Here is a 12714-nt window from a genome sequence, read left to right as displayed (position 1 = left end):
ACCTAAAGGAGATGCGTCATGGAATATGGACTTTTCGGAATTATCGTCCTGATCGCAGACATCTATGCGATCTATCAAGTGCTTACCTCCGCCGCCTCGACTGGCAAGAAGGTGCTCTGGACCCTGCTGATTTTGATCCTGCCGATCATCGGCTTCATCATCTGGCTGCTCGCCGGCCCGCGCGGTGACAAGGTTCAGGTCTAAGTGGCCTTGATACAAACAAAAAAGAGCGGGCCATGTGCCCGCTCTTTTCATGTTCGCTGCGGATGATCAGAAGTCGAAAAGCTCGCTGAGAAGGCTGCTGCGCTTTTTCTTCTTATAAGAACGGTCATCATACCGGTCGTCGTAGCGATCGTCACGGCGGCGGTCTTCGCGATACTCGTCACGCCCCCGGTCGGCGGGCGGCGGTGGGGGCGGCGCGACGTCAGAACGTTCGATTATCTTGTCCAGCTCGCCCCGGTCCAGCCAGACACCCCGACATTGTGGGCAGTAGTCGATTTCGACCCCTGATCGGTCTGTCATCACCAGTTCGGCCCCGTCGATCGGACATTTCATCGCGCTTACCTTTCACTGCGTTTCTATCAGGATTGGATGTGGGGACGCCGCGATGCGGTTGCAATATCGCTGAAAGCGGCAAAACGGCAGGCTTTGCACAGTTTTGCCGATTGGCGCGCAAGGGCAGCGCGGCTAGGGTGCCCTATATGAGACGCTGTTTGCCCTGCCTTGCCAAGAGTTTGCCTTGACCCTGCTCCTCGTTGCCGGAACCGGCGAGGCGCGGGCGCTTGCCTCAAGCCTGACAGATGCGGGTGTTGCGCACGCGATCTGGCTGCCCGAGGATGCGCGGATCGACAGCACGGGACAGGCGGATCATCGCGGGCCGCTGAAGGAGTTTCTGCAATCGCTGCGGCCCCAGGCGGTGCTGGACGCCAGCCACCCCTTCGCGGTTGAAACGTCGTGGATAGCGGCCCGGTTTTGTGCTGAAAATGCGGTGCCCTATTGTCTGCTGCGGCGTCCCGAATGGACCGCGCAAGAAGGCGATCTGTGGACTCATGTGACCAGCGATGCGGACGCCGCCCGCCAGATCCCGCCGGGCAGCTCGGTTCTGGTCGCCTCGGGGCGCGAGGGGCTGATGGCGTATGCTGCGCGGCCCGATTGCCGCATCTTCTGCCGCCAGATCGGCGCGCCCGGCGTGCCATGCCCACTGCCGAACGGTGACTGGTTGGTGCAACAGCCGCCTTTCCCGGTAAGCGAGGAGCTGGAGCTGTTCCAGCGGCTGGGTATCGACTGGCTGGTCTTGCGCAACGCTGGAAGTGTCCGCGCCGAGACCAAGCTGACGGCGGCGCGCCTATTGGGCGTGCGCGTCGCGATGATCGCGCGGCCTGCGCCGCCCGAGGGCACTCAAGTGGCCACCGTCGCCGAGGCGCTCGATTGGGCGCGCGCGCCATGAACATGCGGATTATCGAAACGGATGCGGACGTTGCGGCGGATGCCGCCGCGCTCTGCGGAATCTGCCCGCGCATGAAGGTGGCCTATGCCGAGACCGGCGCGCTGCCGCTGCGGCGCAGGCCGGATGGCTTTGCACAGCTTCTGAGCGCTATCGTCAGCCAGCAGGTCAGCGTGGCCTCGGCCAGCGCGATCTGGGCGCGGATGGAGGCGGCGGGGCTGACCGCGCCCGCACCCGTCCTGATCGCCGGCGAGGATGGCTTGCGCGCCGCCGGGCTCAGCCGACAAAAGATCCGCTATGCGCAGGAGCTGGCCCGCGCGGATATCGACTATGACGCGCTGCACAGTGCGCCCGATGCCGAGGTGCTGAAGACGCTGACCGCCGTGCCGGGCATCGGCACCTGGACCGCCGAGATCTATGCGATGTTCAGCCTCGGGCGGGCAGATGTCTTTGCCCATGGCGATCTGGCGCTACAGGAGGCGGCGCGCATCCTCTACGATCTGCCCGAGCGCCCAAACGAGCGGGCGATGCGCGCCATGGCCGCAGACTGGAGCCCCTACAGGTCGGTTGCTGCCCGCCTCCTTTGGGCCTACTACCGGGTGGCGAAACAAAGGGAAGGCATCAGATGACGCGTGTTTTGAACGCAGGCCGGCGCGAGCCGATTTCGGGCGAGACGAAGTCCATCGTCGTGTTCCTGCACGGCTATGGCGCGAACGGGCCTGACCTTCTGGGCCTTGCCGACCCGCTGGGCGAGCATCTGCCCGATACGCTTTTCGTGGCGCCCGACGCGCCCGAGAACGTGCCGGGCATGCCGAACGGCTTTCAATGGTTTCCCATCCCTTGGATCGACGGCTCGAGCGAGGAGGAGGCTGAGCGCGGCCTTCTGTCGGCGGCGAACGATCTGAACGCGTTTCTCGATGCGCTGATGGTGGATGAGGATGTTCTGCCCGAACAGGTGGTTCTCTTCGGCTTCTCTCAAGGGACTATGATGGCCCTCCACGTCGCGCCCCGGCGCGAGGATGAGGTGGCGGGAATTGTCGCCTTCTCGGGTCGCCTGCTGCGTCCCGAGCTTCTGGCCGACGAGGTGGTTAGCCGCCCGCCGATCCTGCTGGTGCATGGGGACGCCGACGACGTGGTGCCACCGCAATCGCTACCCGAGGCGGCCGAGGCGCTTCAGGCAGCGGGCTGGAAGGACGTCTATGCCCATGTGATGAAGGGCACCGGCCACGGCATCGCGCCGGACGGGCTGGAAGTGGCGCTGGCCTTCATGGCGGACAAGCTCGGCCTCGGGTGAGGTCGGCGCCGCCTCCGGCGGGAGTATTTTCGGAACAATGAAAGCCTGCGCGGCTCCTAGGCCTCGCGGCGGTTGCGCAGCATCAGCCAGATCAGCGCGCCGCCCGCAAGCGTCAGGAAGGGCGCCATCGCGAGGTTGACCGAGGCCCATCCGGTCTGCGCGTCGCCGCCCGAGCAGTTCATCAGCCCGCCGGAGGCCAGCGAGGCGACGGTGACGCCGCCGAAGACCAGAAGATCGTTGAGGCCCTGCATCCGGCCGCGCTCGTGCGGCTCGTGCGACCCGGCCAGCATCGAGGTGGCACCGATGAAGCCGAAATTCCAGCCAACACCCAAGAGAACCAGCGCGATGAAGAAATTCTCGAGCTCGACGCCTTGAAGCGCGACGGCGCCCGCGGCGGCGAGGATGGCGATGCCCGCGCCCATGATCCGCTCGACGCCGAAACGTGCGATGAGATGGCCAGTGAAGAAGGAGGGCGCATACATGGCGAGCACGTGGGCCGTGACCACATCCGCCGCGCGGCTGGGGCCGAAGCCGCAGCCGACCACCGCGAGCGGTGTCGACGTCATCACAAGGTTCATCAACGCATACGAGACCATGGCGCAGATGACAGCGACCGCGATCCGCGGTGTCTTGAGCAGTTCGATCCGCGAGCGGCCGCGCGGGGCGTCCTCATCAGGCACCGGCGGTTTGGGGATGTCGAGGAACAAAAAGAGCGCTGAGCCGACGATGTTGAGGGCAATCACTGCAAGATAGGTGCCGAAGAAGGGGATGATCATCGCCTCGGCCGTCACCTTGACCAGCTGCGGCCCGATCACGGCGCTGAGCAGGCCACCGGCAAGCACGTAGGAGATCGCCTTGGGGCGGAACGCATCGCTGGCGGTGTCGGCGGCGGCAAAACGGTAGAAGCCCTGCGCGCTCATGTAGATGCCGGTCAGAAAGCTGCCCAGCAAGAAGAGCGGGAAGGAGGCGGTATAGAGGCCGTATGCGCCCACCGCGCCGCCGACGGCGCCGCCAAGCGTGCCGACGAAAAACCCGACGCGGCGCCCGTATTTCTGCATGATCGCTGACATCGGCGTCGCCGACAACATCGAACCGATGATGATAAGCGAGATGGGCAGCGTCGCGAAACAGGGATTCGAGGCAAGCCCGGTGCCCGCAAGCCCGCCAACGACAAAGATCATCGGCATCTGCGCGCCGAGGATCGCCTGCGCCAGCACCAGAACGGTGACGTTGCGGCGTGCGCGGCTGTCGTCGGGAAGGAGGGCGGCATCTGTCATGGCGCAAACTGCTAGAGCCGTTCGGCGGCGTTAGCAAGAGGCGCTTAGGCGACCTCGGCAGCCAGACCACGGCCCAGAGGATCGAAATCCCGCACCGGCGCGCCGGCCATCTGGCCTTGCCAATCCAGCACCTGCCGCATCAGCACCGAGCGCCCGATGCACAGGAGTGCCGGCGGCTCCAGCCCGCTGGCCTCGATATCGGCAACCATGCGGCTGAGGGTTGTCTCGATCACCTGCTGCTGGGGTGTGGTGGCGTTGCAGACCACCGCGCAAGGCTCGTCGGGGTCGCGGCCATGTTTCATCAGTGCTGCGCTGATATGACCCGCGTGTTTCATGCCCATGTAGATGACCAGAACCTGACTGCCTTCGGCCAGTGCCTTCCAATTGAGTGAGGCGGGCGCGTTGCCCGTCTGATCATGCCCGGTGACGAAGGTGACGGACTGGTTCACGTCGCGATGCGTGACGGGGATGCCCGCATAGGCCAGCCCGCCGATGCCCGCGCTGATGCCCGGGATGATGCGCACGGGGATGCCGTGCTGCACCAGCGTCTGCGCCTCTTCGCCGCCGCGTCCGAAAACGAAGGGATCGCCGCCCTTAAGGCGCAGCACGCGCTTGCCCGCGCGGGCCAGATCGACGAGGCGGAGCGAGATGTCGCGCTGGACTGCGGACGGTTTGCCGCCACGCTTGCCGGCATAGACTTTCTCGGCCTGCGGCGCCCAATCGAGGATGCATTCCTGCACGAGCGCGTCGTAGACCACCACATCGGCCTGACGCAGCGCGTTGAGCGCGTGGATCGTCAGCAGGCCCGGATCACCCGGGCCGGCACCGCAGAGCCAGACCCAGCCGGGCTGCATCATGGGCCATTCGTGGGCCGGGAGGGGGAGCGCGTCGAACATGGCAAAGGATATGACGCGGTATTTTCGATGTGGGAAGAGGGGCGCCTTCTGGACCTGCCTAGCCGCGCGAAACGTGGTTCGGCCCAAGTGGAGAAGTGCGGTGCCACAATTCGTATATGCAACTGGGTCGTGCGTTTTGTTTTGAAAGGGCGGCAATTTCTGGAAAATCGTTTTAATTTGCGCCCGGCGCATCCGGAGCAATTGGAACGCTGTTCCCTACCATCGTCCGGTCGTGGAACGCATCAGCAGCCCCAGCGCCGAGCGAATCGGGCGGGGTTCCAGCCCGCCATTCACCACCAGCGCCGGGTGCGCCGCCGCGCGGCGCAAGATGCCGCCCGCCTGCCAAGCGGCCAGCATGGCCGGGCGCGCCTCAGCGCCGATCTTGTGGCGCTGAGAGCGTGCAGCGGTAAGGCGGCGCTGCCCGTCCTCTGCCAGCGCACGGATCCCCTCGGGGCGCCCGTCCAGCAGCGGGATACGTCCGGCTTCCTCCAGCGCAGGGATCGCCCGCAGCCACGCGGCGACACCGGTGCCATAGCCCGCATCCAATACGACATCTTCATCGACTTCGCCCAATGCGCGACCTGCGGCCAGCATCAGATTGCCGCTGGTCTGCTCCAGATAGCGGGTCAGGTGTGCGTCATCCTCGAATGGCTCGCGGTAGATATCCCACCCACGCGCGACGATCAGATCGTCGAGGAGCTTGGCGCCTTGCGCATCCAGCACGTCGGCCAGCGGTGTCACCACCTCGTGGCGGCGCACCTTGCCACCCGCCGCGATCTCTTCTAGCGCGTCGCGCCACCATTGCAGACGCATCTCGGCGATCAGCGCCTCTTGGGTCATCCAGGGCGCACGCGACACCTCGACGTTGAACGCGTAGATGGGAAATAGGACGCGTCGCGCTGCCACCGGCGCAGCCATCGCCGCGCGGAAGCGATCCGGATCGCCCCGGCGCAGCAGCTCGGCGCAGCCGGTCAGATCCTGGCCCAGATCAGGCACCTTGCAGCAGCTTCCACTTGATCGCGTCCAGAAGCGCATCGAATGATGCGTCCACGATGTTCGCGCTGACGCCCACTGTGGACCAGCGGTGGCCCTGATCGTCCTCGCTGTCGATGATGACGCGGGTCACGGCCTCGGTGCCGCCCTGGGTGATGCGCACCTTGAAGTCGACCAGGCGCATGTCCTCGATGAGGCTCTGATATCGGCCCAGATCCTTGGCCAGCGCCTTGGCAAGAGCGTTGACGGGGCCGCGGTCGCAGCCCAACTCGTCCATCGACTCGCTGACAGACAGTTTCTTCTCGCCGTCGACCTTCACAACGACAACCGCCTCGGACAGGCTGACCATCCGGTCATATTTGTTCTTGCGGCGCTCGACGGTGACCTTGTAGCGCTTTACCTCAAAAAAATCCGGCAGGGTGCCGAGGGCGCGGCGCGCTAGCAGTTCGAAACTGGCCTGCGCGCTGTCATAGGTATAGCCGATCGCCTCGCGCTCCTTGATCTGGTCAAGGATGAGGGCGAGGGCCGGATCGCCGGGCGCAACCTCGATCCCGGCCTCTTGCAGGCGTTGGCGCAGGTTCGATTGGCCGGCCTGGTTGGACATAGGGATGATGCGCGCGTTGCCGACCAGCGCCGGATCAATATGCTCGTAAGTACTGGGATCCTTGAGGATCGCGCTGGCATGCAGACCGGCCTTGTGAGCAAATGCCGAAGCGCCGACATAGGCGGCCTGCCGCATCGGCACGCGGTTGAGGATGTCGTCCAGTTTGCGGCTGATCCGGCTGAGACCTTTGAGCGCGTCCGATGTGACGCCGATCTCATATGTGCTGGCGTAAGGCTCTTTCAGCAGCAGGGTCGGGATCAGCGTGGTGAGGTTCGCATTGCCGCAACGCTCGCCCAGCCCGTTGAGCGTGCCTTGGACCTGCCGCGCGCCCGCGTCGATCGCGGCGAGCGATCCGGCGATCGCGTTTTCGGTGTCGTTATGGGTGTGGATGCCCAGGTGATCGCCGGGGATGCCCGCCGCGATGACCTCGGATGTGATGCGCCCGATCTCGGTCGGCAGGGTGCCGCCATTGGTATCGCAGAGCACGATCCAGCGCGCGCCCGCCTTATAGGCGGCATGGCACACCTCGAGGGCATAGGCGGGATTTGCCTTGTAGCCGTCAAAGAAATGCTCGGCATCGAGCAGCGCCTCGCGCCCCTCGGCCACCAGATGCGCGATGGATTGCGCGATGTTTTGGGTATTCTCCTCCAAGGTGATGCCCAGTGCGCGCTCGACATGGAAATCATGCGCCTTGCCGACGAGGCAGACGGTCTGCGTGCCCGCATTCATCACGGCGGCGAGCACATCGTCATTCGCGGCACTGCGCCCTGCGCGCTTGGTCATGCCGAAGGCGGTCATTTTCGCGCGGGTCTGCGGGGCGGCATCGAAAAAGGCGCTGTCGGTGGGGTTCGCACCGGGCCAGCCGCCTTCGATATAATCGACGCCGAGCTGGTCAAGCATGGCCGCGATGCGCTGCTTCTCCGCGGTCGAAAAGCTGACGCCCTGGGTTTGTTGCCCGTCGCGCAGGGTGGTGTCGTAGATTGAGAGGCGGGTGCGTGTCATGTGGCCTCCGGTTTCGGAGCGCTTCGTTCGGAGCTTTCCGCCCGTGGGAACCACGGGCAACCCCCGACCGCACCCGTCACGCCAAACGCGCGCCTGCGGCACGACGGCGGCAGCTTCACCCCCACCCGCGGTCGGGGGCTGCCCTTGGAGCGGAGTGGTGGCGTCATTTCAGAGCCTCTAGTTTTGAAGGGTCGTAATCCTTATTGAGATCAGCTTGCGGACCGTCCGGTCCGGCGATCAGTTTGACCCCGGCCGCCTCAATTTGTGCCTTCAGATCATCAGCAGCGGCGAAGTTTTTTGCATTTCTTAACCGTTGCCATTGTTCCATTAAATCTCGTAGCCGGGACTGATCAAGTGAATGACCGTAGCTCGACGAAACGCCAGTGAGGTCATCCCTTTCCTGTCGAAACCAATCTACGGTCTCTGCATCTGGGAAACCCAGAAACCGCATACTCGCCTTAAGAGCTTCAGGTGACAGCTGCTCCATTTCTTTAAGCGCTTCATGGGTGTTCAAGTCTTCCGATAGCGCGACTTCAATTCTGTATGGCGGCTTGTCATAGGCTTTAACGCCGTCTGTTTTTCGAAACCACCGCGCCAGCTTCTTTTGCGCTGATGACGCTTTGCGCTCAGTCCAGTCCATCGGCTTCCGGTAGTGTGTACTTAAAAACACAAACCGAATCACCTCGCCCGGGATGCCCTGATCCAGCAGATCCCGCACAGTAAAGAAATTCCCCAGCGACTTGGACATCTTCTTTCCCTCGACCTGCAGCATCTCGTTATGCATCCATACCTGCGCGAAGCCGCCTTCGGGATGGGCGCAGCAGCTTTGGGCGATCTCGTTCTCGTGGTGGGGGAACATCAGGTCGTTGCCACCGCCGTGGATGTCGAAACTTTCGCCCAAGAGTTCATACGACATCGCCGAGCACTCGATATGCCACCCGGGGCGGCCATAGCCCCAAGGCGAGTCCCAGCCGGGCTGGCCCTCGGTGGAGGGCTTCCAGAGGACGAAATCCATCGGGTTCCGCTTGTAGGGGGCCACCTCGACCCGCGCGCCGGCGATCATGTCGTCGATGCTCCGGCCCGACAGCTTGCCGTAGTCCGCATAGCTTTCGACGGCGAATAGGACATGCCCCTCCGCTTCGTAGGCGTGACCCTTGGCGATCAGCCCCTCGATCATCTCGACCATTTGCGGGATGAACCCGGTCGCGCGCGGCATGGCGTCCGGCTCGCGCGCGCCGAGAGCGGCCATGTCTTCCAGGAACCACCCAATCGTCTCTTCAGTGATGTCGCCGATTTTGCGTCCACTCTCGGCGGCGCGGGCGTTGATTTTGTCATCGACGTCGGTGAAGTTGCGCACATAGGTCACGGCATCCTCGCCATATACGTGGCGCAAGAGCCGGTTCAGCACGTCGAAGACCACCACGGGCCGCGCATTGCCCAGATGCGCGCGGTCATAGACCGTCGGGCCGCAGACATACATGCGCACGTTTTTCTCATCCAGAGGCACGAATTCCTCCTTCTTGCGCGTGCGCGTGTTGTGCAGCTTGATCTGGGTCTCGGGCATGGCGGGCCTCGCTGGCGTTGGCTCGGGGTGGTGCGGGCTTAGCAAGTCCGGCCCCAGTTTGGAATAGCGCAGATGGCTGCGCCTTTTGGGGTGGCACAGGCCCTTCGCGGCCCAGGGTGGCCCAAAAACGACATGAGTCGCAATTGGGACAGACAGGGCATGCCGGATATGCGGGGATCTAGGGGTCAACAGCGGAAAGATGGCCATGTCGCCATTCAGCCAGATCACCCTCGTCATCCGCACCATCGGTGCGGCACGAGGGCGTGCTGCGCGCGGCAGGCCCGCGGGCCTCTGACCCCGTCGGCAAAACCCCTTCCAGATCCACCCTCACGCATGAGGCCCGCAGATGAACCAGATTGCCCCCCGCCGTTCCGGAGGCCGCGCCGCGCGGCGTGCCGTTCGTTCCGCCCCCGTCTCCGACGCGATGCGCGCCATCCGCCCCGGCATGGAAGGGGGGCGGTACAACCCCCTGACCCCGGCCGAGGTCGAGCGCATTCACCAGACCGCGCTCGATGCGCTGGAGCAGATCGGCCTTGCCGATGCGCCGCCCAGCGGCGTCGCCTACCTGACAGGAGCCGGGGCCATTCAGGGCGATGACGGGCGCATCCGTTTTCCGCGCGCATTGATCGAGGATACGATCGCGCGGGCCAATCGCAGCGTGACCCTGATGGGCCGCGATCCGCGCCATGACATGGAGCTAAGTGGCACGCGGGTGCATTACGGCACGGCGGGCGCGGCGGTGAACCTCGTCGATGTGGATGGGCGCTATTACCGTGATTGCACGGTGCAGGACCTGCATGATGCCGCACGGATCTGTGACGTTCTGGACAACATCCATTTCGTGCAGCGCCCCATGGTCTGCCGCGACATCGCCGACAACATGGAGATGGACCTCAACACGCTTTATGCTTGCTGCGCGGGCACGACCAAGCATGTCGGCGTGTCCTTCACCGAGCGCGCCTTTGGCCGCAAGGGGATCGAGATGCTGCACATGATCGCGGGCAGCGAAGAGGCATGGCGCGAGCGGCCCTTCGTGTCGAACTCCAACTGTTTCGTCGTGCCGCCGATGAAATTCGCCACCGAATCCTGCGAGGTGATGGAAGAGGTGATCCTCGGCGGCATGCCCGTCCTGCTGCTGAGCGCCGGAATGGCGGGCGCGACCGCGCCCTCGACCATCGCGGGCGCCATCGTGCAGGCGACGGCCGAATGCCTTGCCGGCCTCGTTTATGTCAACGCGGTCAAGCCGGGCCATCCGGCAATCTTCGGCACATGGCCCTTTGGCCTCGATTTGCGCACCGGTGCGATGACCGGCGGCTCGGGCGAGCAGGCACTGCTGAGCGCGGGCTGCGCGCAGATGCACCGCTTCTACGATCTGCCGGGCGGTGCGGCGGGCGGCATCACCGATGCCAAGCTGCCCGACATGCAGGCGGGATGGGAGCAGATGTGCTCGAACGTGATGGCGGGGCTGTCGGGGTTGAACATGGTCTATGAGGCGGCGGGCATGCACGCCTCGCTTCTGGGTTTCTGCCTTGAATCGCTGATCCTAGGGGATGACCTGATCGGCCATGCGCAGCGCTGCGTGCGCGGCATCGAAGTGGATGACGAGACGCTGGCGCTGGAGCAGATCCGGCAGGTCTGCATCGGCGGGCCGGGGCATTACCTTGGCACCCCTCAGACGCTGGCCCGGATGGAGACGGATTACCAATACCCGAAAACGGCGAACCGGATGAGTCCCAAGCAATGGGTCGAGATGGAGAGGCCCGATCTGAACGCCGCCGCAACCGCCCGCAAGGAGGCGATCCTGTCGGAACGCTCCGCCGCGCGGTTTGCGCCGGATGTCGATGCGGCGATCCGGGCGGCCTTTCGGATACACCTTCCCAGCTGAGGTCATCCGGCCTAGCGTGGCGCCAACCTCAAGGAGCCACGCATGAGCCAGACCGTCTTCCTCGCCGTAATCGGCGCCGCCCTGTTGCACGCCGTCTGGAATGCGGCGGTCAAGGGCGGCACCGACAAGAAGCTGGCGATGGGCGCCGTCGTCGTGGGGCACACGCCCTTCGCGCTGATCTCGATCTGGCTTGCGCCGATGCCCGACATGGCGGCGCTGCCGTGGATGGCGGCGGGACTGGCGCTGCATATGGGCTATCAGCTGTTTCTGATGCGCGCATACGAGATGGGCGATCTGAGCCAAGTCTATCCCATCGCCCGCGGCTCGGCTCCGCTGATTGTGGCGTTCGTGTCGGTGACGGCGCTCGGCGTGCATCTGAGCGGGGCCGAGCTGTTGGCGATTGCCATCATTGCGCTTGGTATCATCAGCCTTGCCGCCGTGCGCCGCGCCGATGGTCTGCGCAACGGGCGCGCTGCGGGCATGGCGCTGGTTACGGGCATGTTCATCGCGTCTTATTCACTGGTCGACGGCTATGGCGCGCGCATCTCTGGCTCGCCGCTGGGGTTCTATGCCTGGGTCGCGCTGGTCAATTCGGTGCTGATGGCGCTCTTCCTCATGCGGCGGCACCCCGGCACGATGCGCCGCATGGCGGGGCCGGCGGGGCGCTCGATCTTCGTTTTGGGCGGCGGCGCCTCGTTTGTCGCCTATGCGCTGGTCACTTGGGCCTTCACCCAGGCGCCCATCGCCCTCGTGACCGCGCTGCGGGAAACCAGCGTTGTCTTTGCGCTACTGATCGGTGTCTTCTTCCTCAAGGAGCGGCTGGACCTGACCAAAGTACTGGCCACCGCTGCGATGCTGGGCGGCGCGGTTCTGCTGCGCCTCGCAAGGTAGCGTTGGCACCGGGCGCGGCTCGACAATCGCGTTGCGACGCTTCAGTCTGCACCTGTCCTGAAGGGAGCCTCGCTCATGCAGCTCGACCACCTTGTCATCAATACCGGCCTCGGGATGGACGGTGCCGCCGCGATCTTTGCCGATCTGGGGTTTCACTTGACGCCGCGCGGGCATCATTCGCTGGGGTCGATCAATCATCTGATGATGGACCCGGTCAGCTATCTTGAGCTTGTCGGCGTGCCTGCCACAGGCAAGCAGCGGCAGGATGTGCTGGACAGCCCCATCGGCCTCAGCGGCCTTGTCTTTCGCTCGGACGACGCCGGGGCGACCTACGCGCGCCTGCGCTCCGAAGGGTTCGATCCGCAAGAGCCGATCCTCTTGGAGCGGCCTGTGGATGTCGAGGGGACCGAACAGATGGCGCGGTTTCACAATGTCCGCATGACCTTTGCCGAGTTTCCGGTGGGCCGCGTCTATTACTGCCAGCACCTGACACCCGAGCTGGTCTGGCGCGATGAGTGGCTGGACCATTCCAACGGCTTTCGCGGTATCACGTCCATGACCATGCACAGCCCCGATCCCGCCGCCGAGGCCGCGCGCTATGCGCGGCTGGCCGAGGGACGGGCAGAGCGGCGCGGTGACGGCTGGGCAGTCGTCGGCACGGGTTTCGACATGATGATCCGGCAGGGCGCGGATGCTTTCACCGACGCAACCCTTACCTTTGACGGGGTGGAGCGGATCGCCGCGCGCGCCAGCGCCTCGGATGCGGCGACATGGCAGGAGGCCGGGGAGGGCGCGGGCATCTTGACCATCGCGTCCCTTGGCGTGACGCTTCGCTGCCAAAGCGCCCGGCCCGCTGCCGCGTAA

General features: G+C 64.8%; 13 protein-coding genes. 7 read left to right on the top strand and 6 right to left on the bottom strand.

The window, feature by feature from the left end; genetic code table 11:
- Window positions 1-18: 18 nt before the first annotated feature.
- Window positions 19-204: a PLDc N-terminal domain-containing protein gene (locus BW975_RS00740; RefSeq protein ID WP_076530125.1), complete on the top strand. Its 186-nt coding sequence runs from the start codon at window positions 19-21 to the stop codon at window positions 202-204.
- A 66-nt stretch (window positions 205-270) separates the two neighbouring features.
- Here BW975_RS00740 and BW975_RS00735 read toward each other — a convergent pair whose 3' ends face one another.
- Entirely contained in the window at window positions 271-555 is a 285-nt protein-coding gene (locus tag BW975_RS00735) for a TFIIB-type zinc ribbon-containing protein (RefSeq protein WP_076530123.1), read from the bottom strand.
- A 184-nt stretch (window positions 556-739) separates the two neighbouring features.
- Here BW975_RS00735 and BW975_RS00730 point away from each other — a divergent pair, with 184 nt between their 5' ends.
- From BW975_RS00730 to BW975_RS00720, 3 genes are read left to right on the top strand one after another with little or no spacing between them, the layout of a single operon-like run.
- Window positions 740-1447, top strand: coding sequence for a precorrin-6A/cobalt-precorrin-6A reductase (locus BW975_RS00730; protein ID WP_076530121.1), 708 nt, complete (start codon window positions 740-742; stop codon window positions 1445-1447).
- Window positions 1444-2073, top strand: coding sequence for a DNA-3-methyladenine glycosylase family protein (locus BW975_RS00725; RefSeq protein ID WP_076533238.1), 630 nt, complete (start codon window positions 1444-1446; stop codon window positions 2071-2073). The genes BW975_RS00730 and BW975_RS00725 overlap by 4 nt, the downstream gene beginning before the upstream one ends.
- A complete protein-coding gene (locus BW975_RS00720) occupies window positions 2070-2738 on the top strand; it encodes an alpha/beta hydrolase (RefSeq protein ID WP_076530119.1) in 669 nt (222 codons plus the stop codon). The genes BW975_RS00725 and BW975_RS00720 overlap by 4 nt, the downstream gene beginning before the upstream one ends.
- A gap of 56 nt (window positions 2739-2794) precedes the next feature.
- On the opposite strand, the gene BW975_RS00715 is transcribed toward BW975_RS00720, so the two are convergent.
- The 5 genes from BW975_RS00715 to cysS all read right to left on the bottom strand — a co-directional run bounded on the left by BW975_RS00715 (window position 2795) and on the right by cysS (window position 9074).
- Window positions 2795-4015, bottom strand: coding sequence for an MFS transporter (locus BW975_RS00715; RefSeq protein ID WP_076530117.1), 1221 nt, complete (start codon window positions 4013-4015; stop codon window positions 2795-2797).
- A gap of 44 nt (window positions 4016-4059) precedes the next feature.
- Complete coding sequence (gene cobA / locus BW975_RS00710; protein WP_076530115.1) at window positions 4060-4911, bottom strand: uroporphyrinogen-III C-methyltransferase; 852 nt, start codon at window positions 4909-4911, stop codon at window positions 4060-4062.
- 216 nt (window positions 4912-5127) lie between these two features.
- Window positions 5128-5907, bottom strand: a complete 780-nt coding sequence (locus BW975_RS00705) for a squalene/phytoene synthase family protein (protein ID WP_244512552.1) — start codon at window positions 5905-5907, stop codon at window positions 5128-5130.
- Entirely contained in the window at window positions 5900-7510 is a 1611-nt protein-coding gene (cimA, locus tag BW975_RS00700) for a citramalate synthase (protein ID WP_076530111.1), read from the bottom strand. Before cimA ends, BW975_RS00705 begins: the two co-directional genes overlap by 8 nt.
- A gap of 163 nt (window positions 7511-7673) precedes the next feature.
- Window positions 7674-9074 (bottom strand): cysteine--tRNA ligase, encoded by a 1401-nt coding sequence (cysS, locus tag BW975_RS00695; RefSeq protein ID WP_076530109.1) that lies wholly within the window; start codon window positions 9072-9074, stop codon window positions 7674-7676.
- A gap of 346 nt (window positions 9075-9420) precedes the next feature.
- Here cysS and BW975_RS00690 point away from each other — a divergent pair, with 346 nt between their 5' ends.
- The 3 genes from BW975_RS00690 to BW975_RS00680 all read left to right on the top strand — a co-directional run bounded on the left by BW975_RS00690 (window position 9421) and on the right by BW975_RS00680 (window position 12714).
- Window positions 9421-10959: a trimethylamine methyltransferase family protein gene (locus tag BW975_RS00690; protein ID WP_076530107.1), complete on the top strand. Its 1539-nt coding sequence runs from the start codon at window positions 9421-9423 to the stop codon at window positions 10957-10959.
- A 42-nt stretch (window positions 10960-11001) separates the two neighbouring features.
- Entirely contained in the window at window positions 11002-11850 is an 849-nt protein-coding gene (locus BW975_RS00685) for a DMT family transporter (RefSeq protein ID WP_076530105.1), read from the top strand.
- 75 nt (window positions 11851-11925) lie between these two features.
- A complete protein-coding gene (locus BW975_RS00680; protein WP_076530103.1) occupies window positions 11926-12714 on the top strand; it encodes a VOC family protein in 789 nt (262 codons plus the stop codon).

The organism is Roseovarius nanhaiticus (genome assembly GCF_900156535.1).
In the GTDB taxonomy this organism is placed as follows: domain Bacteria; phylum Pseudomonadota; class Alphaproteobacteria; order Rhodobacterales; family Rhodobacteraceae; genus Roseovarius; species Roseovarius nanhaiticus.
This window is presented reverse-complemented; position numbering and strand designations above follow the sequence as displayed.